Annotated in this window: 25 protein-coding genes; 13 read left to right on the top strand and 12 right to left on the bottom strand. The window is 65.6% G+C overall.

The window, feature by feature from the left end; genetic code table 11:
• The first annotated feature begins 9 nt into the window (after positions 1-9).
• From WC815_08640 to WC815_08630, 3 genes are all read left to right on the top strand, one after another.
• The gene (locus WC815_08640) at positions 10-414 is read left to right on the top strand and encodes a hypothetical protein (protein MFA5908829.1); all 405 of its coding nucleotides are present in this window, start codon (positions 10-12) and stop codon (positions 412-414) included.
• A 120-nt stretch (positions 415-534) separates the two neighbouring features.
• Entirely contained in the window at positions 535-735 is a 201-nt protein-coding gene (locus WC815_08635) for a hypothetical protein (GenBank protein MFA5908828.1), read from the top strand.
• On the top strand, positions 732-1,112 hold the full coding sequence (locus WC815_08630) for a PIN domain-containing protein (GenBank protein MFA5908827.1): 381 nt from the start codon (positions 732-734) through the stop codon (positions 1,110-1,112). Before WC815_08635 ends, WC815_08630 begins: the two co-directional genes overlap by 4 nt.
• Positions 1,113-1,218: 106 nt before the next feature.
• Here the strand turns inward: WC815_08630 and WC815_08625 are convergent, their stop codons facing one another.
• The 3 genes from WC815_08625 to WC815_08615 all read right to left on the bottom strand — a co-directional run bounded on the left by WC815_08625 (position 1,219) and on the right by WC815_08615 (position 2,598).
• Positions 1,219-1,482, bottom strand: coding sequence for a hypothetical protein (locus tag WC815_08625; GenBank protein ID MFA5908826.1), 264 nt, complete (start codon positions 1,480-1,482; stop codon positions 1,219-1,221).
• Between the two features lie 146 nt (positions 1,483-1,628).
• Positions 1,629-2,015: a hypothetical protein gene (locus WC815_08620; protein ID MFA5908825.1), complete on the bottom strand. Its 387-nt coding sequence runs from the start codon at positions 2,013-2,015 to the stop codon at positions 1,629-1,631.
• A 298-nt stretch (positions 2,016-2,313) separates the two neighbouring features.
• Positions 2,314-2,598, bottom strand: a complete 285-nt coding sequence (locus WC815_08615; protein ID MFA5908824.1) for a winged helix-turn-helix domain-containing protein — start codon at positions 2,596-2,598, stop codon at positions 2,314-2,316.
• Between the two features lie 303 nt (positions 2,599-2,901).
• On the opposite strand from WC815_08615, the gene WC815_08610 reads away from it, so the two are divergent.
• Positions 2,902-3,156, top strand: a complete 255-nt coding sequence (locus WC815_08610) for a helix-turn-helix domain-containing protein (GenBank protein ID MFA5908823.1) — start codon at positions 2,902-2,904, stop codon at positions 3,154-3,156.
• A gap of 469 nt (positions 3,157-3,625) precedes the next feature.
• Here the strand turns inward: WC815_08610 and WC815_08605 are convergent, their stop codons facing one another.
• From WC815_08605 to WC815_08595, 3 genes are all read right to left on the bottom strand, one after another.
• Complete coding sequence (locus tag WC815_08605) at positions 3,626-6,178, bottom strand: TonB-dependent receptor (GenBank protein ID MFA5908822.1); 2,553 nt, start codon at positions 6,176-6,178, stop codon at positions 3,626-3,628.
• A 306-nt stretch (positions 6,179-6,484) separates the two neighbouring features.
• Entirely contained in the window at positions 6,485-7,039 is a 555-nt protein-coding gene (locus WC815_08600) for a response regulator (GenBank protein MFA5908821.1), read from the bottom strand.
• Between the two features lie 16 nt (positions 7,040-7,055).
• Positions 7,056-8,261, bottom strand: coding sequence for a GGDEF domain-containing protein (locus WC815_08595; protein MFA5908820.1), 1,206 nt, complete (start codon positions 8,259-8,261; stop codon positions 7,056-7,058).
• Between the two features lie 159 nt (positions 8,262-8,420).
• Here WC815_08595 and WC815_08590 point away from each other — a divergent pair, with 159 nt between their 5' ends.
• Together WC815_08590 and WC815_08585 are read left to right on the top strand one after the other, a co-directional pair.
• Positions 8,421-9,017, top strand: coding sequence for a CPBP family glutamic-type intramembrane protease (locus WC815_08590; protein ID MFA5908819.1), 597 nt, complete (start codon positions 8,421-8,423; stop codon positions 9,015-9,017).
• 330 nt (positions 9,018-9,347) lie between these two features.
• Complete coding sequence (locus WC815_08585; protein ID MFA5908818.1) at positions 9,348-11,477, top strand: PQQ-binding-like beta-propeller repeat protein; 2,130 nt, start codon at positions 9,348-9,350, stop codon at positions 11,475-11,477.
• A 65-nt stretch (positions 11,478-11,542) separates the two neighbouring features.
• On the opposite strand, the gene WC815_08580 is transcribed toward WC815_08585, so the two are convergent.
• Entirely contained in the window at positions 11,543-12,463 is a 921-nt protein-coding gene (locus WC815_08580) for an MBL fold metallo-hydrolase (GenBank protein ID MFA5908817.1), read from the bottom strand.
• On the bottom strand, positions 12,460-14,031 hold the full coding sequence (locus tag WC815_08575; protein ID MFA5908816.1) for a M28 family peptidase: 1,572 nt from the start codon (positions 14,029-14,031) through the stop codon (positions 12,460-12,462). Before WC815_08575 ends, WC815_08580 begins: the two co-directional genes overlap by 4 nt.
• Positions 14,032-14,138: 107 nt before the next feature.
• On the opposite strand from WC815_08575, the gene WC815_08570 reads away from it, so the two are divergent.
• Complete coding sequence (locus WC815_08570) at positions 14,139-14,615, top strand: AraC family ligand binding domain-containing protein (protein ID MFA5908815.1); 477 nt, start codon at positions 14,139-14,141, stop codon at positions 14,613-14,615.
• Positions 14,616-14,621: 6 nt separating this feature from the next.
• Here the strand turns inward: WC815_08570 and WC815_08565 are convergent, their stop codons facing one another.
• Entirely contained in the window at positions 14,622-15,770 is a 1,149-nt protein-coding gene (locus WC815_08565) for a patatin-like phospholipase family protein (protein MFA5908814.1), read from the bottom strand.
• Between the two features lie 275 nt (positions 15,771-16,045).
• On the opposite strand from WC815_08565, the gene WC815_08560 reads away from it, so the two are divergent.
• From WC815_08560 to WC815_08545, 4 genes are all read left to right on the top strand, one after another.
• Positions 16,046-16,609: a hypothetical protein gene (locus WC815_08560; GenBank protein ID MFA5908813.1), complete on the top strand. Its 564-nt coding sequence runs from the start codon at positions 16,046-16,048 to the stop codon at positions 16,607-16,609.
• The gene (locus WC815_08555; GenBank protein MFA5908812.1) at positions 16,606-17,112 is read left to right on the top strand and encodes a hypothetical protein; all 507 of its coding nucleotides are present in this window, start codon (positions 16,606-16,608) and stop codon (positions 17,110-17,112) included. The genes WC815_08560 and WC815_08555 overlap by 4 nt, the downstream gene beginning before the upstream one ends.
• On the top strand, positions 17,091-17,588 hold the full coding sequence (locus WC815_08550; protein ID MFA5908811.1) for a Rieske 2Fe-2S domain-containing protein: 498 nt from the start codon (positions 17,091-17,093) through the stop codon (positions 17,586-17,588). The genes WC815_08555 and WC815_08550 overlap by 22 nt, the downstream gene beginning before the upstream one ends.
• Before the next feature lie 124 nt (positions 17,589-17,712).
• The gene (locus tag WC815_08545; GenBank protein MFA5908810.1) at positions 17,713-18,045 is read left to right on the top strand and encodes a heavy metal-binding domain-containing protein; all 333 of its coding nucleotides are present in this window, start codon (positions 17,713-17,715) and stop codon (positions 18,043-18,045) included.
• A 100-nt stretch (positions 18,046-18,145) separates the two neighbouring features.
• On the opposite strand, the gene hydA is transcribed toward WC815_08545, so the two are convergent.
• The 3 genes from hydA to WC815_08530 are packed head-to-tail and all read right to left on the bottom strand — an operon-like array spanning position 18,146 to position 20,814.
• Entirely contained in the window at positions 18,146-19,522 is a 1,377-nt protein-coding gene (hydA, locus tag WC815_08540; GenBank protein MFA5908809.1) for a dihydropyrimidinase, read from the bottom strand.
• A 54-nt stretch (positions 19,523-19,576) separates the two neighbouring features.
• On the bottom strand, positions 19,577-20,107 hold the full coding sequence (locus WC815_08535; protein MFA5908808.1) for a hypothetical protein: 531 nt from the start codon (positions 20,105-20,107) through the stop codon (positions 19,577-19,579).
• A gap of 29 nt (positions 20,108-20,136) precedes the next feature.
• Complete coding sequence (locus WC815_08530; GenBank protein MFA5908807.1) at positions 20,137-20,814, bottom strand: DNA alkylation repair protein; 678 nt, start codon at positions 20,812-20,814, stop codon at positions 20,137-20,139.
• Positions 20,815-20,957: 143 nt separating this feature from the next.
• Between WC815_08530 and WC815_08525 the strand changes: the two genes are divergently transcribed.
• Complete coding sequence (locus tag WC815_08525) at positions 20,958-22,055, top strand: hypothetical protein (protein MFA5908806.1); 1,098 nt, start codon at positions 20,958-20,960, stop codon at positions 22,053-22,055.
• Positions 22,052-23,533, top strand: a complete 1,482-nt coding sequence (locus tag WC815_08520) for an NCS1 family nucleobase:cation symporter-1 (GenBank protein ID MFA5908805.1) — start codon at positions 22,052-22,054, stop codon at positions 23,531-23,533. Before WC815_08525 ends, WC815_08520 begins: the two co-directional genes overlap by 4 nt.
• Positions 23,534-23,598 lie beyond the last annotated feature (65 nt).

The raw sequence follows: 23,598 nt of genomic DNA, 5'->3' as shown, positions 1-23,598 counted from the left end.
TCGTTTGAGATGCGTGTCAAGCTGTCCATCGTCTGGACCATGGCCCTGGGCTTATCCGCCTGCGTTCTGCTGACGGGGCCCTCCGGCTCCGCCGTCGGAAGCTGGCGCGCTCCCGGCATCGGGCATTCAGGACACTACTTCGAACTGTCGCTCACGCAAGACGGCGATATGGTGTCCGGCGTGGCGTGCAGTGGCGACGCCGGATTCTTGTTGTTCGAGGGTGCGCCGGTCTCTGGCGAATTGCCGACGGTCACTTTCGTTGTGCCAACGGGCGGCGCGCGATTTGCGGGGAAGTTCGAAGACGAGCGCGACCAGATCGCCGGCGATTTCGGTTCTGGTTCGGGACACATTCCCCTGAGGTTCGTCAGGTCGGAAACCGGGGGGCGCTGCGCCGGCGCGAAGCCGCTTCCCTAGGAGCACGTCCGGCCATCGGCGTCCACTCGGTATGAATTGGTGGCCCAGGGCGTCGGACGGCCGCGATCCCATGGCCGATACCAGTATTGAGTATGGCCACAAGGCTGGTAGAATAGCGAAGTGGAGACGACCAAGGTGACGGTGGAACTGCCCGTGGAACTGCTGGATCGGGCGCAAAACTCGACTGGCGAGGGCATTACCGGCACGATCCGCCGCGGACTCGAGCTGGTCGCTGCGACCCGGGCACAGGAGCAACTCCACGCGCTGCGTGGCAAGGTGAAGTTCTCCATCAAGGTCAACCGGCTCCGCGCGGACCGATGATCGCGCTCGACACGTCAGCCCTGATTGCCCACCTCGAGGGCCGCGACACCGTGGTCGCCGCCGCGGCCGCCCTGGTTCTGGCGGAGCGGCAGGCGTGTTTGCCGCCCGTTGTTGTCTCCGAGTTCCTCAGCGATCCCAAGCTGCCACCCAGCGTCGCGGAGCTGATCGTGGCCTTGCCGTCCCTACCGGTCACCGAGGGTTACTGGGAGCGGGCGGGCCGGTTGCGTTCTCGGCTGCTGGCCAAGGGGCTGAAAGCGCGCCTGGCCGACACGTTGATCGCGCAGAGCTGCCTTGATCACAATGTCAGTCTCGTGACGGCCGACCGGGACTTCCGCCACTTCGTGACCATCGGCAAGCTCCGACTGTTCAGCGGATAACCCGGACTCAACATAAAGGGGGGGCCGATAAGGTCCGTTCCTGCACGTCTGAAGACCGACGGCGGTGACGGCCACCGTCAAGTAGCCGCCACCGCTTGTTACTACTTCAGTTGCCGCTCGGCCGCTGCCGGCGGCCGCCCCGACCCGACGGCCCTCGTCCTGCGGGCGGCGTCCCCGAGCCGTCGCGCGGAGGCTGGGCGGGCGGGGTGCCGGTGCAATTCGGGTTCGATCCGCAATTCGGGTGTTGTCCACCGGCCGGCGGCGTGCCCCGGCCGCGTCCGCCGTTGCCGGGCGGCGTGGTGGTTTGCGCGGCGGCGATCGACGCCGCTGCGAGGCTGAACAACGTTGCAAGCACGGTTCGTCTTGTCATGACTGCATCTCCTTCTAGCTTATGACCCCAGTGTTATCAGGCTCACGGGCCGGTGTGTGTGACAAGACGGTGTCAAGAACGTGGTGCGGCGACGCGTGGCACAGTTCACGGTCGCACCTGTTTCCGTAACGGCTCGTAAACATCTGTTACGGCGCCTGTTTCCCTGCGTCGTAGATGCGCGTGAGCGGCGCTCTTGAGCTTTGGTCACCTCGACCGCCGCGTCCCTCGGGAATACCTTCGATCTGCAGCGTGACTTGGAGGCGGCTCTCCCTGTTGCTGGTGAGCCGCTCATACGTTGTCGTCACCTTGGGGCCAGCGAAGTCCTCTTCGAGAACCAACCGGTCACCCGCCAGCTTCGTAATTGACTTGAACTCGCCATCGCCCGTCAGCCGGTCCTGCTTCTTGCCGTCGGCAACGAGGTTGGTGGCGCGTCCGAACTCGTCAACAATTTGCACTCGGACGCCGTCGATAGAGATGACAAGGCGCTGCGGCACTTCCTCGATTCGTCTTCGTATCGCTTCGAACTTGCGCATGTCCTTTTCGCTAGGACCACGGCGGCCCCCCGCAGAATCGCCGCCGCCGAACCCTCCACCTGGAGGGCCACCTCCTCCTGGAAAGCCTCCGCCTCCGCCTCCGCCCGGCGGGCGCCGACCTTCCGGTCGCCTGACGTCGTCGTCCCGTCTGGGAGGAGCCGGTGTCAGATCACGATTGAGAGTCCATTCGCCTTGAACAGTGGCGCTCTCCTGACTCGTTGCGACCAACGGTGGAGTGAGCACTGCAAGAACCATTGCGAAAGCGAGCTGATGAAAGGAAGACATCGAGTTAACTCCGCTACACCGGTGAGGCAAACGAGCGCAGCATGTGGCCAGATCCGCGGACCGTGACGAGAAGCCATCCATGTGGCCCGAGCTTCTTGCGCAGGCGATGGATGTGCACATCAAGCGATCTATCCTCGGGATTGAACTGGCGCTCGAAGACATCGGCGGTCAGCTGTTCGCGATCGATGATCGATCCCGCAGCTTCCGTCAGGCGAGAGAGGATCTCGTATTCGACTGTGGTCAGCGGGAGCACTGTCCCATCGATAGACATCCGCCGCGCGGTGGATTCGAGGACCACGCAAGTAATAGGCTTCACGGAGACTTCCCCCCCACGGCCGCCGGGCAGGCGGCGACGGCCGTGTTATTGCTCAGGCAGGCTTGGCGAAACGATTATTGCAAGCTTGCTTTCCTTACGTTGTTAACCTTTGGTTAAAACGCGTTGACGCTCGCCTGGCTGTTGGCTCCCTTTGTCTCGAACAACGATTGCCCCAGAAAAATCACACCTGCGCCACAAAGCTGCCTCAGGCGCCAGCGACAATTGGCGCGCATCTTGAGCAGGATCGCCCGCGTCACCTGTCATCCACCCAGTCGCCAAATCTGTGTGGACGATGTGCCTCTCGAGCTTACGACGATGGAGTACGAGATCATGGCCCGCCTCGTAGAGGCGGCCGGTTCGATCGTCGAACGCGAGCGTCTAGTCTCGGAAGTGTTCGACCGCGAGCTCCGTCGCGAGAATCGGGCTCTCGACATGCATATCAGCAACCTGCGACGCAAGCTTGGCCAGCACGGCTTCCTGGTTGTCACAGTGCGAGGACTTGGCTACTCGTTGCGAGTTCCCGAAAGTAGCAAGTGGTGAAACCGCGATCTACGGGAACTCGATCCGGAGTGAGAAAATAACGGCGGCGGTCAGGCTCCCAGGATCGGTCAGCTGCGCGCAATAGACCCCGGTCGTCAGCGACTCGTCAATATGGGGCGCATCAGACGCCCCGGCCGCGACTTCGCGCAACATCGCACAGCCAGTTCCGCTCGGCACACCCAATCCCAGTACCAACGTGGCCGTGGACGCCGTCCCAGCTCCGTCTTGGAGTTGTTCCAGGGTGATTCTCACCGTTCGTGTTGACGGCACGGTGAATGAATAGAAGCGCTGTCCCCGCACGGCCAGAGTGCCGCTGAATGTCTGTGGGTCCGTCGAGGTAGTCGCCGTCGTGGTCGTCGATGTGGAGTCGGTTTCGCTCGACGAGGTGGGCAGGCTGAACTGCGGCTCACTGCATGCCGCGGCAAGAATGAAAGCCGTCGCGGCAAGGACCAGGCGTGACCGCGGACGGCTAGAATTTGATCGACAAGAATGCATTGAATGTCCGTGGCATCAACCCGATATTGTTTTCAACGATTTCCCCTTGAATGCTGGTGTACTCGCGGTACCAGACGTTGGCACGGTCGTAGGCATTGAAGGCCGTGACACCAATCGTGGCACTGCGGTTGGATGGGAGATCCCAGGCGTGATTCAGGGCCAGATCGAGCCGGTGGTAGGTTGGCAGGCGGGCGGCGTTCTTGTCGCCGATCACGATCCGTTCAAACGTCACGCTGCCAGCGGGCCCTTGAAATGTGACGGGTTCCACGCCGACCGGCTCGGTATAGGGTGTGCCGCTTGAGAGCACCCACGTCGCTGACGCGGTCCATCGCCCCAGGTTGAAGATGTCGACCAATTTGAGCTCGTGAGTGCGGTCTTGATCGGCTGGGAACGGCTCGGACAGTTCTGGAAAGTCGTAGGTGACCCGGCTCCAGGTGTAACTGGCCCACCCGCTATGGCGACCTCTCTTCATCTGCGCCAGGAGCTCGACACCCTTCGAACGGCCACTGCCGGTATAGAAGAAGCTGCTGAGATCGACGGAGTCTGTCGATCCAGTTAACCGCGGCGCCAACTGCGAGAGATTCTTGATGTCACGCGAGAAGACTTCGCCATCGAGTAATAGGCGAGTCGTCTGATAGGCCGCGCCGAATGATGCGTTCGTGGACGCGGCGACCGGGACCGTGGTGTTGTCTGACAAGGCCCAAAACTCGCGGTTGCCTTGGAACACATCCTCGCGGACCAGGCGATTGACGAACTGGTGGTACTGGCCCCAGGCGCCTTTGACTCTCAACCGATCGGTTGCCAGCCAGGTCGCCGTCAGTCGAGGCTCGATGTATCGCTCACCGGACACTGAGGACTGGGTCATCCGCAGGCCGGGCAGGGCGATCAGCCGGCTGCCAAACATCATGCGGTGCTGGACGAAGGCCGACGTCGTCGTGCCCGTCGTGGACCGGTTGAGTTGACTTGCCAGCGCTCCAATCTGCGCACCGTTCGGCCCGGTGGTGCCGGCAAGGTTGTTCGCAAATTCAAACACCACGCGGTTGGCCGTCCGTTGCGCGCCGACAGTCAGCTCGTTGCTGGCATTGAAAGTGATTGGTGCCGAGATGGTGACCGTGGTGTCGTCCACGACGTTCAGTTCGCCGGCGCCACCCTGCCGTCCGCCCACGTTCGATGACCGTTGCGTAAGCGTGTCGTAGTCGGAGCGGCCAACCGTCATCGACGTCCGGAAGATGTTGCTCCAGTCACGGTTCCAGCGCACGCTGAGTCCTGTGTTGCGGTATTCGCGGACATCGGTGATCTTTAAATCGCCGGAGAAGGAAATGCCCCTGGCGGCAATTTGTTCAAGAAACTGCGTCGGCAACTGGAGTTCTCGCGAGTTGTCGACGTCGTCGTGTCCGAGATAGGTGCTGACGGTGAATTGATCGCGAGTCGTGGGTTGCCATTCGAACCGTCCGTTCGAATCATCAAACCCAGACACCGGTTTCGAATTGAACATCGTCGCGAATCGGCCGCCGCGGCCTGGCGGTGCCGGCCCGGTGTCCGTCGACACCAGCCCGAGGATGCGATCGTAGAGCGGTGATTGGAATGACCGCCGGTGAGCGACGAGCACCGATGCCTTGGAACCGACCGGAAGCTGGAAGACGCCATCAACGCTCAAGGCGCTGCCGCCGACCATGCCCTGAATTCGCTGCGGTCGAGACTTACCGCGGATCTCGGTCAAGCTCGCAAGGCGGCCGCCATATCGGGCCTCATACGCGCCTTTGCTGAGGTCGACCGCATCGATCGCGTCCATATTGAACGCGCTGAAGTAGCCGAACAGATGGTCGACGCTGTAGACCGTAAAGCCGTCAAAGTCGACCAGGTTCTGGTCGGGCGTGCCACCTCGTACAAACAGGCCCGATGAAGTCTCGTTGCTGCTGACACCGGGAAGCCATTGAAGCGCGCGAAAAATGTCGCTCGAGCCGAGGCTGGGCAGCGCCGTCACCTGTTCGGGCTGAAGCGTGACTTTCCCGGCTTCGGTCGATGCGCTCAGCATGGGCAGGTTGGCCACGACAGTCACGTCTGACGAGACAACCGGCATCCCGTTCGCGTCGTACGTCACCGTGTCGGTCCCGCTGCCGGCGCTGAACGATTCGGGCGCCGTTCCTGATGTCGCCGGGCGGCTCAGCTCCCGCGGCACCTGTGGCGCAGGCGTCGGATTCGACGGGGTACCGGCCAATTGCAGATCGACGTGCTCGACCCGAAGGGTCACGAGCGTATATGCCCGGCCGAGGAGTCGCTTGTCGAGGAAGGCATCAACGGTGATGCGAATGCCCGGCCGAATATCGTCAAACGCAAATTGACCGCGCGCATCTGTCGTCGTTTCAAGCTTCAACTCGGGAACCGAGATGGCGACAGCGGCAGCGGGCGTGCCGTCGGCCCATTGCACGGAGCCCTCGATGCGGCACTGCGCCGACGCGTTGGCGGCAATCAATAGCAACGATGCGCTCAAAAGCGCAGACGACCACAAAGGAGTCAACAGGGCCACAGTCTCTGCATCATGACCGAGCGCACGTGTCAGAGCGAGCCCTCGTAACATTTCTTAACATTCCCTTACGGTGTGAAGTGGTCAGTTTCATCACGACTCCTCCTTACCCGTATAGACCTGAACTCGACTTCAATGTGGATAAGCCATGAACCACTCGAGTCGCGCATGCCGTCCCGCAGCATGAGAGTGGCGCACCGAGGTGCTCGCTGTACCTGTGTTGTGCCTGGACCTGCTCGAACCGAACGGTTCGGCGGGCATACCACGCGGGGCTTAACGCCGCCGCGCGCTGGCCGCCCCGGTCGACCCTCAGGGCGCGAGCGCCTCGTCGACCATGGCAATCAGCGCCTGGCTCGTGAACGGCTTGGTGAGAAATCGGCCGGCGTCGGGATGCCGGATGGCGTCACGCGCGAAGGCCGACATGAACACGACCTGGATGCCGGGCGCAATCTTCCGCGCTTCGTCCGCCAGGTCGTAGCCGTTCATCTCCGGCATGACGATGTCGACGAGCATGAGCGCGATCGGCTGGCGGTTGAGCGCCGCGAGGGCGGCGAGCGGGCCGGCCACGGCGACGGCATCGCGGCCGGCGCGCGTCAGCGAACGGCTGATGAACTCACGGACGCCCGGCTCGTCCTCGACCACCAGGATGCGGCGCGACCGTGCCGGTGCTCCGCCCTCCGCCCCGCCAGCGCGGGGCGCGGCCGGGACCGGCACCACGGCGTCAGTCTCGCGGCGGGTCGCCGCCACCGCGCCTGACTCGGACGCGCGCAGGGCGGCCCGGGCCGCGCGGGCCTGCCAGACGGCCACGCCGGCCACGATCACCGCGATCACCGTGATGCCGAGAAGCACCGCGATCGGAAGCATGCCGGTCCCCATCGCGCTAGGCCGGGATGGCAGCGGTGCCGCCGGTGCTGCTGCGGTTCCGCCCCTCGCGTTTTGCCTGATACAGCGCCGCGTCGGCCCGCTCGATCAGCCCGGTGCTGCCGAGCTCGTCGGGGCCGGCCGCCGCCACGCCGATGCTGACCGTGACGGGAATGGTCCGCTCGCCCGCGGCCATGGCGAGCGGCACCATCGCCCGCCGCACCGACTCGGCCACGCGGCTGGCCCCGGCGAGCGGCGTGTCGGGAAGGATGATCAGGAACTCGTCGCCGCCGTACCGGCACTTCACGTCGGTGGTCCGGCCGACGCGCGTCAGTTGCGCGCCGATGGCACGGAGGAGATCGTCGCCGCGCAGGTGCCCCAGCTCGTCGTTGATCGCCTTGAAGCGATCGATGTCGAACAGCAGAATCGACAGCGGCTTCAGCGACCGATGGGCGAGCCGCAGCTCGCGATCCAGCATCTCGATCCCGTGATCGCGGTTGAAGCAGCTGGTGAGCCCGTCGCGCAGGCCGTGCTCGCGCGTCTCGATCAGCAGCTGCACGTTCCGCAGGGCAATCGCGATTAGCTCCGCGGCGACGCCCAGTAACTTGCGCTGCCCGCCGGAGAGCGAGGCGCCGTCGTGAATGCCGAGCACGGCGACGACCACGCCGCCGGCGACCATCGGAAAGCAGAGGACGCCGTCGGCGGCGAGACCATCGTGGCTGGCGTCCCGGAGCGTGTCGGCCGCGAGCGCGCGTTCGGCCATCGCTTCGAGCGCCTCCGGCGGGCGTCCGGGGGCGGCCGCCGTGTCCGCCACCAGCACCTCCCACCGCTCGGACCGCCGCGCCAGCACCCAGAACGCGCGTTCGCCGGTGAATGCGGGCAGGTGCCGCCACCAGGCCTGCTGGAGTGTGGCGAGATCGAGTGCGTTGGCCAGCGCCTGGCCGAAGGCGAGGAGCCGTTCGAGCTCCGCCGAGCGCAGCCGGGTCTGCGCGGATTCCGCCGCGACCAGCGCGGCCTCGGCCCTGGCCCGCTGCCGCTTGCGCGCGTCATGAAGAATGAACACCACCGCGAAGATGACCAGCGCCGGCAGCAGGTCAACGTGGTAGCGGTCTTGAACCTCCTGCGCCGCCTCCCAGACCGAGCGCAACGGCCGTTGGAAAATGACGACCGTGCCGGCGATGAGGCCGACGACGAGGGACGCGTCGTTGCGGGTGATGAGGCGCAAGTGATCCCCGGCCTGAGGCCGTTCCCCCCGGAGAGTACCCGACCGGAGCCCTGCCGGGGTGTGCAATCCGGCACAGCCCGGGACCAGACCACGCGGCCTTCCTTTTCCTGCAGCCGGCGGTGCGCTGAGGTGGCACCGCTTGCACCACAATTACAATGCATGCCGTACACACTGGCCATCGTCGGGCTCATTCTCGGCTACACGTGGGTGGCCGATCCGCTGGTTGATGTGCCCGGCCCGTGGGTCGTGCCGCCGGTCGTGATCGTGATTGCGCTCTGCATCGCGCACAACCGCAAGTCGGGCGATTGGGGCTTCTCGAGCCGCGCCTTGGTGCCGGCCCTGCTCTGGTCGATCGCGCTGACCGTGCCGCTCGTGGCGGCGCTGTGGTTCATCGGCCATGCGATGGGCCCGGCGCCGGTGAGGCGCGAGCCGCTGCTCGATTTCCTCTATGTCATGGTCTGGGGCGGCGCGCAGCAGTTCGTGCTGCAGACTGTCGTGTTGCGCGAGTCACGGGCGGTGGCGGGCCGTGGCGCCGTATTCCTGGCCGCCGCGGTTTTTGCGTCGCTGCACCTGCCGAACCCATTTCTCGTGATCGTCACCTTCACCGGGGGCCTGGCCTGGTGCTGGATCTACACGCGCCACCCCAACGTCCTGCCGCTTGCCTTGTCGCACGCCATTGCGACGGTGGTGATCCTGCTGTCCTTTGATCCGGCGGTCACCGGGGGCTTACGAACCGGCTGGCACTACTTCCAATAACGCTTTGGTAATGCTGAACGGCCCTTGTGGCGGCGCCGGTCGCGGCCAGCCCGCCATCCCACGCGCGGCCGGAGCGTGGTCACGCGAATCGCCGAGCGGGCGACGGTCCGGGGTCGCCCAAGCCGAGCCGGTGGTGCCAGTAGTGCCACGAACGGGCATCGCGCCCGCCCCCGGGGACTGGGTTATCATCCGCCGCAGGTCCTGCCGCACCGCCGCCCTCGTCGGCGGCTCGAACGGCCACTTTGGTTACACGGCCGGCAGACAGGACTTCACACTCGCCCGGTAGATCACAACGATCGCCACGGCGCGATCACGGACAGGAGCAGGACAATGGCGTCGACGACGAAGCTGGCGTGCGGGCTCGCGGTACTGCTGTTCTCGATTTCCCCGGTTGCGTCGGGGCAGGCGCCGGCGCCGTCCCGGCCGCCGTCGCCGGCCAATGGCGACTGGCGCCACTACACGTCGGACATTCGCGGCAGCAAGTACTCGCCGCTCGATCAGATCAACGCCGGCAACTTCGGCAAGCTCGAGATCGCATGGCGGTTCAAGACCGACATGCTGGGGCCGCGGCCCGAGTACAAGCTCGAAGGCACACCGCTGGCGATCAACGGCGTGCTCTACACCACCGGCGGCACGCGCCGATCGGTAGTGGCCATCGATGGCGCCACCGGCGAGCTGATCTGGGCGCACAGCATTCGTGAGGGCCGTCGCGCCGGTGTCTCGCCACGTCAGCTGTCGGGCCGCGGGGTGTCGTACTGGACCGATGGCAAGGGTGATGAGCGCATCATCTACGTCACGACCGGCTATCGCCTGGTCGCGCTGAATGCCAGGAACGGCGCCATCATCAACACTTTTGGCAAAGACGGTGTCGTTGACTTGAAGGTCGGCGCCGTCAAGGGTCGCGGCGATCAGATCAACCTCGAGGACGGCGAGATCGGCCTCCATGCCACTCCCGCCATCGTCAAGGACGTCGCCATTGTCGGCTCGTCGTTCCGCGAGGGTGCGACGGTGGACACGCACAACAACACCAAGGGCCTGGTGCGCGCATTCGACGTCCGCACCGGCAAGTTGCTGTGGACGTTCAACACCATTCCCCGGCCCGGCGAATACGGCAACGACACCTGGGAAAGTGAGTCGTGGGCCGTCAACGGCAACGTCGGCGTGTGGACCCAGATCACGGTGGACGAGGAGCTCGGCCTCGTCTACCTGCCGGTTGAAACGCCGACGGCGGATTACTACGGCGGCCACCGCCCCGGGAACAACCTGTTCGCGGAGAGCATCGTCTGCGTCGATTTGCGAACCGGCCAGCGCAAATGGCACTTCCAGTTGGTGCATCACCCGCTGTGGAACTACGACATGTCGTCGGCGGCCATCCTCGCCGACATCGTCGTCAACGGCAAGCCGATCAAAGCCGTGGCGGTTCCCGGCAAGCAGGGGTTCCTGTTCGTATTCGATCGTGTGACGGGGCAGCCGGTGTGGCCGATCGAAGAGCGCGCGGTGCCGCAGAGCGATGTGCCCGGGGAGAAGACCAGCGCGACGCAGCCGTTCCCGACCCGGCCGCCGGCGTACGCGAGGAACACGCTCGAACTGCCGAGCGATCTGATCGACTTCACGCCGGCCCTTCGCGCGCAGGCGGTTGAGCAGATGAAGCGCTACAAGGTGGCGCCGTGGATGTACAACCCGCCGATTGTGGGCAACCTGAACGGCGTGCTTGGCGCCATCAACATGGGCAATGCCATCGGTGGGACCAACTGGCCGGGTGTGGCTTACGACCCGGAGACCCACACGATCTACGCGCAGGCCAACAACGTCAACATCACGTCGACGTCGCTGGCGCCGCCGCCCAGCAGCTACTCGGACATCCGCTACCTCTCGGGCATTGAAGGACGTGAGTTCCGCGAGGTGCTGGGCCCGGGCGATTGCTGCGCGGCCGATTCACCGCGTGCCGCGGCGCAGGCTGCGGCCGCCGCCGCTCCGACCCCCGCGCCGGCGGCTGCCCCGACACCGCCGGGGTTGTTTGGCGGCCTCACGGTGGAAGGCCTGACGATTCTCAAGCCGCCCTACGGAACCATCTCCGCCGTCAACCTCGATCGCGGCGAGATCGTCTGGCAGGTGGCTCACGGGGATACCCCGGATAACGTGCGCAACCATCCGCTGCTCAAGGGCCTCACCATTCCCAAGACCGGCCAGCCGGGCACGTCGGGCATCGGCCTGATGGTGACGAAGTCCCTGGTGGTGATGGGCGATTCACAGATGACCACCACGCCGGAGCATCCGCGTGGCGCGATGTTGCGCGCCTACGACAAGGCGACCGGCAGTCAGGTGGGAATGGTCTTGATGCCGGCGCAACAGAGCGGTTCGCCGATGACCTACCTGGCCGGAGGCCGCCAGTTCATCGTCGTGGCGATTAGCGGCGGGAACTATTCCGGCGAATATCTGGCCTTCGCATTGCCACGCTAGCGGAGGGGGAGGCAACCCCATGACGGGGTTGCCTGCACTGCTCTCGGTCCGGCTAAAGCCGGACGCTACTTGGTCTCGGCGTAGATGACCGCCGTGTAGGCCTTGGTGCGATCCGCGTTCGGGGCGGCGTAGCCCTTGTACTTCGCCGGCGTGGTCCACGCCGCGGCGGCCTCGTCCGAGGTCTTGCCGGCCTTCTTCGCCGCCTGGATCGTCGTCACGAACTCGCGCACGAACTCCCCGAACTCCTTCATCTCGGCAGGGGTCGTCTGCGCGGGGGTGTGGCCGTTGATCAGCGTGTCGACGTTCGGCACGCCCGCCACCGCCTTGGCGATGGTGTTGGCGTATTCGACGCCCGAGCCGCCGTTGCTCTTGTCCATGATCGGCAGGCCCTTGTTCGGGAAGGTGTCGCCGACGTGCATCACGCGCAGCGCCGGGAACTCGACGAAGGCATCGCCGCCGGTGTGCGCGGGACCGAAGTAATACAGGTTGATCTGGTCGGCCCCCGAGCCAATCGTCAGCTTGTCCTTGAACGACCGCTTCGCCATGCCCTTGCCCGGGTTGTCCTTGAACACGTTCGGTGTCGAGCCCAGGCCCAAGACCGGGTTCATCTCGGTCATCAGCTTCTGCGTGTTCTCGTGCGCGATGATCTCGACCGTGCCGGGCATGGCGACGTTGCCGCTGACGTGGTCGTAGTGGGTGTGGGTGTTGATCACCCGCGTGACCGGCTTGTCGGTGAGGGTCTTCACCTTGTCGAGCAGCGGCTGGCCCCACCCGGGGTTCTTGGTGTCGACGATGGTGACGCCGGTGGCGGTGACGAACACCGCCGTGTTGCCGCCGCCGCCGCGCAGCACGAACAGGTTGTCTTTCACCTTCTCAACGGTGAGGTTCTCAACCGACGGTTGGGGCGCCGGTTGTTGCGCCGCCTTGACCGCAATGGACAGGCCGCCGAGCAGAACGAGAGTACCCAGAACAGTGATGCGCTTCACGGATTGATCCTTTCACGCGGTGCGTGGTCGACCGCGGACACGAAAAATGCAAGAAATCTGGCGATGCGTTCAAGCCCGGGTGTGGAAATCACGTCCAGGACCTCGCCGGTCGTATGGTACAGCGGCGGGGCCTGCATCACACTGACCTTTGCCACCTTCAGCTCGGTCCAGCCGCCGGTCTCGCCGCTCTGAAAAGTGGACCGTTCCGAGATGAAGTTGACGCCATGGCCCGATGGCCCGCGGTCGATCAGCTCCTGCAGGAACGGCGAATTGTTGGTCACGCCGACCGCAATGGGCGCTTCGCCCGAATCCGCCACCGCCTCGCGATAGCCGTCGGCTGACGTGGTCCGAGCCGGCGAGAAGTTGCGTTGTGCCACGTGCTCGATGTTGATGAGCATCACCGCTTTCTTCGCCAGCCCGGGGTTCGCCGCCACGAAACTGCGCGGGCCGTTGATGCCCGGCGTGTGGTGGCCGGCGCTGGCCACGAACGCCAGCGTCCGCTCGGGCCGGTTCGCCGGCTTGCCGTAGTGCCGGGCCAGCGCCACCAGCACGGCCAGGCCGTCGGCGTTGTCGCCGGCGCCGTCGAACCAGCCATCGACATGCGCGTTGAGCACGATGGTGTCATCCGACTTGCCGGAAATCACGGCCACGCCGTTGGTGGCCTTCATGTCGCGAAAGGTCTGGGTCTGCAGGTCGATCCTGACGCGAAGCTTGTCCTGGACGCCGGCCTTGGCCGCCCGGTCCAATAACGCTTCCAGGAACCACCCGTCGCGGCCGCCGATGTTGAAGCAGGGATTGCCGCAGTCGCTGAAGTCGCGCGACAGCTCGTTGCCCGGCAGGCGCACGAGGTTGAACACCCCGGCGGCGCCGCGCGCGATCAGCTCCTCCGATCGCGAGTCCACCGCGCCCCGCTCGAACAGCATGTGACCCTGCGGCACGACCAGCTGCACCGCGATCTTGCCCTTCACGTCGATGTGCTGCAGCACCGCGGGCGTGGCCGCGCCGACGTAGACCAGCGGCGCCGTCATCGTGCCGCCGGGAATGTCCGACGGCCCAACCGGCAGCGCCGACTCGAGCACGACGTCGGCGGAGCCGGGGCCAAAGGCGGGGTCGCCGATCAGCCGCACCTGCCACGAGCGAGGCAGCCACAGTTGCGACTTGGGATCCTGCGCGATCGGCTGCGTCCTGACGTCGGTGATGCCCGCCTTGCGGAACTGCTCGACGGCCCAGGCCACGGTCCGGTCGCTCGACGAGAACCCGGCGATGCGTCCCCACATCTGACCACTGCCGACCTCCCGCTCCGCACGCGATTGGTTCGAGAACCCGACGATGGTGGCGACGTCGGCCATGAGGGAATCGCCATCGAACTCTGCGGCGCGGGATTCACCGGCGGGCAACGCCACGGGCCGCGGCGGACGCGTGCCGACCCGGACCGCCGCGCCGTTGGCGGTGGCGGCCGGCAACGTCAGGCCAAACCACGGGCCCGGCTTGGGAGCCGGACGTTCCTGCGCGCGGCCGACGGTTGCGCAGGCGATTGCGACCATGACCACCACCACGGAAATTCGCATGGGGGGATTCTAGCGGTTGGACTGCCGGTCGCGACCTCGAACCTTACGGACGGGTGGCCACCCGCCGCGTGCTGGCGCCGGTCTGCCACTTCTTGTAGAGTTCGCGGATGCTCAGCATCCTCGCACTCCTCCTCTCGCTGTCAGCCGATCAGGCGCAGGCGCCGGTTCCCGCGGTCTTCATCAGCCAGGATGAACACGCCGCGGTCCTCAAGGAGCAGGTCGCCAAGAACGTAGTGGACCAGCCCATCAAGGCCACTGAGGTCCCCGGTGGGAAGGCGTCGGTCGCCATGCTCCATCGCGTGAAGCCGGAGGTGAGCGCCCTGATTCACGATCACGTCACCGAGACTTACTACATCCTCTCCGGGTCGGGCACGATTGTGACGGGTGGATCGCTGGGTACGCCCAAGCCGACGGATCTGACGCGGGTCAACGCCGGGATGAGCCAGACCGGTACCCGCATCGGCGGCGAGAGCAGGAAAGTGAAACCCGGCGACATCGTCATCGTCCCCGCCGGCACGCCGCACAGCTTCAGCGCGCTCGACGGCCCGATCAGCTACCTCGTGTATCGCTTCGAGCCGAAGTAGCGAATTTCATTCCGCCGCGAGAAATGCCTTTATCTCCGGCAATCGGGCGAGCGCGTCGTCCTCGCCCATCTGGATGAGGTGCTGGACGTAGTCGGGCTGGAACATCACCAGGCTCAGCATGTCGTTCGACCGCGTCTCGCGGGTGCCGAGGCCACGGGTCAGAAAACGGAACGCTTTCGGCAGGTCGGCTTCGTAGGCGTTGGCCAGGCGGCCGAGGTCCTGCGAGGGCCGCATGACCAGCAGGTCGATCTTCCGCAGGCCCTGCCGCATCTCTTCGGGGCGATCCTGGAGCAGTTGGTTGATCAGGCGCAACTGCATGGCGTCGCCATCCAACTGATCGAGAAAGATCGCGTTGAACAGCACACCGACCACCTGGGCGGGCGGTGGGTAGCTGGAGATTTGCGGACGGTCGGCTTCCTCGCGCGAACGCGCATAGCGCGTGGTGACCGCGATGATGCGCCTGGCGCCGAGGTGAATGGCCGGTGACAACGGGGCGGTGAGCCGGATGCCGCCGTCGCCGTACCAGGCGCCATCGACTTCCACCGCCGGGAAGAAGAAGGGCAGCGCCGCCGACGCCATCACGTGGTCGACCCGAACCGCGCACATCTCGCTCTTGCGCTGGGGGCGCTCCCATGTCGGCATGCGGCGGTCGTTGTGCGTCTGCACCCACGTGATTGACTGGCCGGTCGTGTAGCTCGACCCCGTCAGCGCAAACGATTGCAGCCAGCCGTCGGCCAGGCTCTTCGGGATGCCGAGGATGGTGCCGCCGTCGGCCTCCAACTCGCGCTCGAGCATCTCGCGGAGGGGCGATGTATCGACGAGGCTCTTCGCCGGCGGTAACGGCGACGTGCCGGCCGACATCAGGCGGCCGCCCCACCGCAGCGTGCGCGACGCCAGGTCCCGCAAATCGACGCGAAACACGCGATCGATCCGCAGGTCGGCCCACATCTGCGCCAGTTGCTCGACCTTGGCGTCGAATGGCGCCTGCCGTGCCGCCAGGAAGGCGGCGTTGATGCCGCCGGCCGAGACCCCGGTCAGGATGTCCGGCACGACGGCGGGAAACTCGCGCGCCAGCACGCGCAGCACGCCCACCTGATACGCCGCCCGCGCGCCGCCGCCGCTCAACACCAGGGCCAGCCCCCGCGGTTCCGTCATCGTGTCCACGCCGGAATGCTATCGCGGAGGTTGCCTCGGAAGCTCGACTAAACCGCGCTCCATGGCGCGCCATTTGCACACCCCCGAAATGTCGACCGTTTCTTTCGGCGCTTCGGTGGAGGTTTGGAATGAATCCGCGCAGATTTTCTTTGGTTCTTGCCCTTCTTCTCATGCCGGCGATTCCCGTGATGGCGGGTTCGTCCGAAAATGGCGAAATATTCCCCTCATATACCTGGACCCTCCCGGGGACATTACCCACCGACGGGTTGCCGTCCGTGTCCCGAAGCGCGCGCACCTGGCAGGTGACGTTCGCCGAGCCTTCGCCGGTGACCGGCCCAGGCTTGCTCGCCAGCGCGGCCGCCGTCGCGCCCGAACCCGCCGCGGACCTGGAACAGCGGCCCGTGGCGTTCACCTACAGCGAGGCGTACAACATGCGTCGCAAGATCCACATGATCGCGAGCTACGTCACCCTGCCGCTCTTTGTCACGCAGGTGGTCGCCGGGCAGAAGCTGTATGACCAGGGCGGTGGAACCGCGCGGTCGGTCCATGACGCGGGCATGGCGGGCATCATCGCGCTCTTCGCGGTGAACACCGTGACCGGCGGCTGGAACTTCTGGGAGGGGCGCAAGGACCCCAACGGCAAGACCCGCCGTCTCGTGCACACGCTGATGATGTTCGGCGCCGACCTGGGCTTTGTCGCGACCGGCGCGCTGGCGCCTGACGATGACAGTGACGAAGGCGGCGGCAGCAGCGGCAATCGATCGCTGCACCGCAACGTCGCCATCACGTCGATGGGCGTGGCAGCGGCGAGCTACGTCTACATGCTCGTGACCCGGTGACGCCCATGGGCATCGCCGCGTCGTTGGCCGACGCCACCACGTGGTGGTCGGCGTATTACAGCGACCACCAGACGGTGTCGGTGGTTATTCGCTACCTGCACCTGGCGGCACTGATGGTCGGGGGCGGCACGGCCCTGGCGATCGATCGCCTGGTGCTGGGGTCAGCCCGCACCGGTACCGACGATCGCCGCCGGGCCGCGCTCACCGCGATGCACGGGTCTCACGCCGTCGTCGTTCCCGCGCTGGTCGTGGTGGCCGCCAGTGGGGTGATGATGGCCGCCGCCGACTGGTCCACGTTCGAGGTGTCGCGGCTGTTCTGGATCAAGATGGGGTCGTTCGTCCTGCTGCTCCTGAACGGGGCGGCGCTGGTGGCCGCGGAGCGGGCCTACGCGAAGGGCGGAGACACCGGCATGTGGCGCCGCGTGGTGGCGGCGTCTGGAGCGAGTTTCCTGTTATGGCTCTTCATTCTTTGGATCGGCGAGTGGCTGACGGTTGCCGCCTAGGGTGCGGCACCTCGCGCCGCGTGTTTCTGGCGCGGATTCCGGGCGTCGTGCTGGCGGCCATGGTGGGCGGCAACGCCGCGTCGGCGGAAGCCGTTTATGTTGTGGGTGAGATGACCGGCGTCGAGGTGGCGCCGTCGCAGAAGGCCTATCCGCTGCCGGCTGCCGACGGTGTCACTATCGACAAGTCCACGCAGGTGATCCTGGTCCGCTTCCAGGGCAAGGTTCTCGCGTTCAACCTCGCGTGCCCGCACGAGAACACGGCGCTGCGATGGAAGCAGGCGGTGGGCCGCTTCGAGTGCACGAAGCACGACTCGAAGTACTCCCCCGAAGGCAAGTTCCTGGACGGGCGCGCCACCCGCAACATGGACCGCCTGCCGATCGTGCGCGACGGCAACAACGCGGTGGTGGACCTGTCGAAGCTGGTGAAGTCCGACACCCAGGCGACCGAGTGGGCGGCCGCGGTCATCACGGTGTGAGGGGTCTGACCCCGAGCGGGCAGTGCCGAGGGGTCTGACCCCTCCGCCGGCAATCCATCGTCTTTTACGATGTGGAACCTCAACCCATAGATCGCCGTCTGGAGTGTGCAGGAGCGCAAATCACATGTCCGCAGCAGTCATTGTCACCACGACCCCGAGCATCGAGGGCAAGAAGATCACCGCCTACCAGGGCATCGTCACCGGCGAGGCGATCATGGGCGCCAACATCTTCAAGGACATCTTCGCCGGCATCCGCGACATCGTCGGCGGCCGGTCGGCGACCTACGAGCGCGAATTGCGGCGGGCCCGCGAGCTGGCGCTGGAGGAGATCAAGATCGCGGCGGCGGAGATGGGCGCCAACGCGGTGGTCGGCATCGACATCGACTACGAGACGGTGGGCGGCAACGCCAGCATGCTGATGGTGACCGTCAGCGGCACCGCCGTCGTGCTGCAATAGGGTCTGACCCCGAGTGGGTCGTGCCGAGGGGTCTGACCCTATCGCAGCGCTACGACGGGGTCAGACCCCTCGGCACTTCTTGACTCGGGGTCTGACCCCGCTAAATCTGCCGGGCGCTGCGCTTCAGGAAGGAGCCGGCGCCCGGCTTCCCCGTGAACCTGCCGGCGTCGATAATCACCTTGCCGCGCGACAGCACGGTTTCGGTCACGCCCGTGACCTGGCGACCCTCGTAGGGGTTGTAGTCCACCTTCATGTGATGCGTCTTCGCCGAGAGCGTCGTCTTTTTCCCGGGATCGAAGATGACGATGTCGGCGTCGGAGCCGGGTGCGATCGTGCCCTTCTTCGGGAACATGCCGAAGATCTTCGCCGGCGACGTTGACGTCAGTTCGACGAAGCGGTTCATCGAGATGCGTCCCGTGCGCACGCCGCCGTCGTAGACCAGGCTCATGCGCGTCTCCACGCCAGGCGCGCCGTTCGGGATCTTCGAGAAGTCGCCGTCGCCGAGGTGCTTCTCTTTCATGCAGAACGGGCAGTGGTCGGTGGCAATCGCCTGCAGGTCGTTGAACGCGAGCCCGCGCCACAGCCGATCCTGCGTGGACTTGTGCCGGAGGGGCGGGCTCATCACGTACTTCGACCCGCCGAAGTCAGGTTCGTCGTAATTGTCCTCAGAGAGAAACAGGTACTGCGGACAGGTTTCGGCGAACGCGGGCAAGCCGCGATCGCGCGCCTCGGTCACCTGCTCCAGCGCCTCGGCGGCGGACAGGTGAACGATGTAGACCGGGACGTCGGCGATCTCGGCGAGGGCAATGGCGCGATGGGCGGCCTCGCCTTCGGCGCGCGCCGGTCGCGTCAGCGCGTGATACTTCGGCGCCGTCTTGCCTTCGGCCAGTGCCTTCTTCACCAGCACGTCGATCACGCCGCCGTTCTCGGCGTGCATGCAGATGGTGCCGCCGTTCTGGCCGGTGCGCAGCATCGCGCGGAAGATGCTCGCATCGTCCAGCATGAACACGCCGGGGTAGGCCATGAACAGCTTGAACGACGACACGCCCTGGCGGACCATGGCGTCCATCTCCTCTTCCACCTGGTCCGACAGCTCCGTGATGATCATGTGGAAGCCGTAGTCGATGGCGGCCTTGCCCTGGGCCTTCTGCATCCACGTTTCCCACGCGTGGTGCAGCGTCTGCCCTCGGTACTGGATCGCGAAATCGAGGATGGTCGTGGTGCCGCCGAAGGCGGCGGCGATGGTGCCCGACTCGAAGTCGTCGGCGGAAGTGGTGCCGCCGAACGGCATGTCCATGTGGGTGTGGACGTCGATGCCGCCGGGCAATACGTACTTGCCGGTGGCGTCGATGACCCGGTCGGCCGGCATCGTGAGCGCCGTGCCGATGGTGGTGACCTTCTCGCCCTCGATGAAGACGTCGCCAACGTACTGGTCGGTGGCGGTGACGATGGTGCCGTTCTTGATCAGAATGCTCATGGCTAACACTCCAGACGCACGCCAAAACAGGAGATCAGAAGATCAGGAGAATACTCATGGAACATCTCGCCGCCAAGCCGGCCCGTCGCCGATCTTCACGACCATGGTCACGAAGGTGACGCTCGCATCGCCGACGCGGCCCGTGATCTCCCAGCAGCCTGGCGTTGGAAAAATCACGTAGGTGGCCTGGAAGCCGAGAGTTCCATATCCGTTTGACACTTCCGCTCGCAAAGGTGACGCCGGCGCGTCGAGCCGGCGTCCATCAATCCGCAGTTGGCCTGGAACGCCACGAAGCCATCCGAACTTCATTCCGAGCGAACCGTCTCGAGTGATGAAGCCCGCGCCACCCGGCTTGAAGACCACCGTTCCGTCCGGCCACAATCCGAACGGTCCAACCGATACCTGTCGATTGCCGTAGCTGTTTGGATCTTTGTCTCCGCCGCTTGCGACGACTCCATTCGGTGTCGTCACTGCGCATGCGACGGGGTTCTGAGAAGACGCAGCGGACACGCGTTTGCCTTCGCTGTCGTTGGCAGCCATCAACAGCACCAGGACGAAACCGACACGCACTGTGTTGTAACGCATGGTCAATCCTCTTTTCGACACCAGACCATTCAGCCGTGTGTCTGCGTCCGCCGGCTCACCATAGCTTGAATCCAGATCGGAGCGAAGGGGGACGTGCAGCCCTTCGAAACGGGGTAGTCCCGGTAGATCCCCAACTTCTCGCCAATGGCGATGGCCCGCTTGCGGTGCTTGGGAAAGTGGATTCCGATGGCCGCAAGCGTGTTGTTCATCGTCCACTTCGCTTCGGGACCGGCGCCGGCCATTTCCGACTCGATGCGAGCCAGCAGCGCCGGGAGATCGAGCCCGTCCGGACTCTTGGCGACCCGCTCGGCGGTGAGGTCCCATCCGGCGCGGGCCGCCCAGCGGTCGTCCGCGGCCATCCAGTCCTGGCGGAGTGCCTCTTTGTCGGGGTGCTGCCGGACGACATAGGCGTTGAGCCAGTCCGCCACGCGCACAAAGGTGAGGGACCGCACCATCCGATCCATCTCTTTGGCCGGCAGCTTCTTGGGCTGAACCAGGAGTGTTGCCAGGAACTGGGCGTCAACGTTCCCGGTCTCCCAAAGAGACAGTGCCAACGGATGGTCCGTGCGGATCGTTTTCGCCAGCGCCCGGATGTCGCCGAGACTGACGCCGAACTGATGATCCCCGGCGCCGCTCTTCGCGTTCTGCGCCCGCACCTTCGCGCTGCCGAGCGCTTGGAGCTGCTTGAGAGTCTCATTGAGGGTCATGGTCGTGATTCTCCCGGAAGTAGGGTAAGCCCCCTGGGAGTGCGGAGCAACTCAAGCGGCAAAGACATCGACTTCGGTCAGCTCGTGCTTCCAGGCACCCCACCACCCTTGCACCCCAGCACCTCAGCACCCATAATCCCCCCATGAAGCCGGACATTTCGGTGACGTTCACGGGCTTGAAGTTCACCAACCCGTTCCTCCTGTCGTCGGCGCCGCCGACCGAGTCCGACAGCAACATCATGCGAGCGTTCGAGGCGGGATGGGGCGGGGTGGTGACCAAGACCATCGGGCTGCATCCGGTCACCAACGTTGCCGGGCCCAAGACCAAGTTCCTGCGCTCGACCCTCGACGGCCACCTGTCGATGCAGAAGAAGCCCGACACGGCGCTGCACTCGTCCTGGAACTGGGAGCTCATCTCCGACAAGCCGCTCGACTGGTGGGTCCCGAAGATCGAAGGGATCAAGAAGGCGCATCCGGACCGCATCCTGGTGGCGTCGATCATGGCCGGCTCCGGGAGCGACACCGAACTTGCCCATTGGCAGACGCTGGCGAAGGCCTGCCAGGATGCCGGCGCCGACGCCTTCGAGCTGAACCTGTCGTGCCCGCACATGGACCGCAAGGACATGGGCTCGAACATCGGCAAGGACCAGGAGCAGGTGTCGATCGTCACCGAAGTGGTGAAGGAGGTGGCGAAGGTGCCCGTGTGGTGCAAGCTCACGCCCTCCACCACCGACATCGTCGAAGAGGCGAGCGCGGCCTTCCGCGGCGGCGCCGACGCGATCGTGTCGTCCAACACCTTTCCCTCGCTGCCGCTGATCGATCCGGAGACGCTGGACTTCGAGATGAACGTGGACGGGCTGGTGTCGAGCGGCGGCCTGGGCGGCCCGGCCATCCTGCCGCAGTCGCTGGCGAAGATGGCGCAGCTGACCAACGCGTTTCCCGACCGGGCGTTCTCGGGCATCGGCGGCATTGCCGAGTTCGCGCACGCGCTCAACTACTTCCTGCTCGGCTGCGGCACGGTGCAGGTGTGCACGGCGGCCATGCTCGACCGCGCGATTGGTCCGAACGTCATCAAGGGGCTGATCGACGGCATGCAGCAGTTCATGGAAAAGCGAAGCTACCACTCGCTCGAAGACTTCCGCGGCCTGCGGCGGGGGAACGTCGTCGTGCATTCGAAGATCCGGCGGCCCGACGGCAAGGAGTACCACGGCGGCCACGAGGCCGAAGGATACGCGCGTTGAAACCCACAGGCGGCGCCCCGACCGGGGCGCTTCGCCAGGAATTCGTTGAGCTGACCGAGGACGTCTCGGGCAGTCCGCTCTGGAACCCCGACCTCGCACCCACGTCACTGGCGAGCCGCACGTGGTCCACGTATCACATCGCCGCGCTCTGGATCGGCATGAGCGTGGTGATCACGACCTACACGCTGGCGTCGGGGCTGATGCAGCAGGGGATGACGTGGTCGCAGGCCCTCGTCACCATCCTGCTCGGCAACGCCATCGTGCTGATCCCAATGATCCTCAACGCGCACGCCGGCACGAAGTACGGCGTGTCGTTCCCGGTGCTGTGTCGCGCCGCCTTCGGCGTGAAGGGCGCGAACGTGCCGGCGATGCTGCGCGCGATCGTCGCGTGCGGCTGGTTCGGCATCCAGACCTGGATTGGCGCGCTCGCGCTCGAGGCGCTGCTGACGGCGGCGTGGCCGGGATGGGCCAACGTGCCGGGCAGCGTCTGGATCTCGTTCGCCGCCTTCTGGCTCGTGCAGGTGGCGATCATCGTCCGTGGGCTCGAGGGCATCAAGCTGCTCGAGGCGTGGTCGGCGCCGTTGCTGCTCGGCGGCGGCCTGCTGCTGTTGTGGTGGGCGGTCACCAACGGCGGCGGATTGGTCCGCATCCTCTCGGAGTCGCCAAAGCTGCAGCAGGGGAGCACGCCGTTCTGGAAACTGTTTCCCGCGGCTCTGACGGCCAACGTCGGCTACTGGGCCACGCTCAGCCTCAACATTCCTGACTTCACGCGTTACGCGAAGAGCCAGCGCTCCCAGGCGATGGGCCAGGCGTTGGGCCTGCCGCTGACGATGACGGCGTTTGCGTTTCTCGGCGTGGCGGTGACCAGCGCCACCATCGTGATCTTCGGTGAGGCGGTGTGGGATCCGGTCGTCCTGATCGCGCGCATCGGCAGCCCCGCCGTGGTCATCTTCGGCGCGCTGGTGATTCTCGCCGCGCAGATCACGACCAACATGGCCGCCAACGTGGTGTCGCCGGCGAACGATTTCTCGAGCCTGGCGCCCAGGCGGATCAATTACGTTACCGGCGGGCTGATCACGGCCGCCCTGGGCGTGCTGATGATGCCGTGGAAGCTCTACGCCGACGCCTCGGCCTACATCTTCACGTGGCTGATTGGCTACTCGAGCCTGATGGGCGCGGTCGGCGGCATCCTGATCGCGGACTACTGGATTCTGCGCAAGCGCGAGCTGTCGCTGCCGGACCTGTTCAAGGTCGACGGCCGCTATGCCTACGGCGGCGGCACCAACGGCGTCGCGATCATCGCGCTGATCGGCGCGATCCTGCCGGTCATTCCAGGCTTCGCGCGCGCGGCCACCACGGCGGGTGGCGTGGTCGCGGACCCGACGCTGTTCGACCACATCTACACCTACGCCTGGTTCGTGACCTTTGGCTTGAGCGCCGCGATTTACCTGCTGCTGATGCCTCGCGCTGGGCAGTAGGCGCGCTCGCTTCCGCTCGCGCGTGGGGGCTCGCGCCTCGGGCTCGGCGCTCTGCGCCTCGTGGG

This window comes from Vicinamibacterales bacterium (assembly GCA_041659285.1).
GTDB lineage: Bacteria > Acidobacteriota > Vicinamibacteria > Vicinamibacterales > UBA2999 > 12-FULL-67-14b.
Note: the sequence above shows the minus strand (reverse complement) of the source record. Positions and strands in the feature narration are given on the sequence as shown.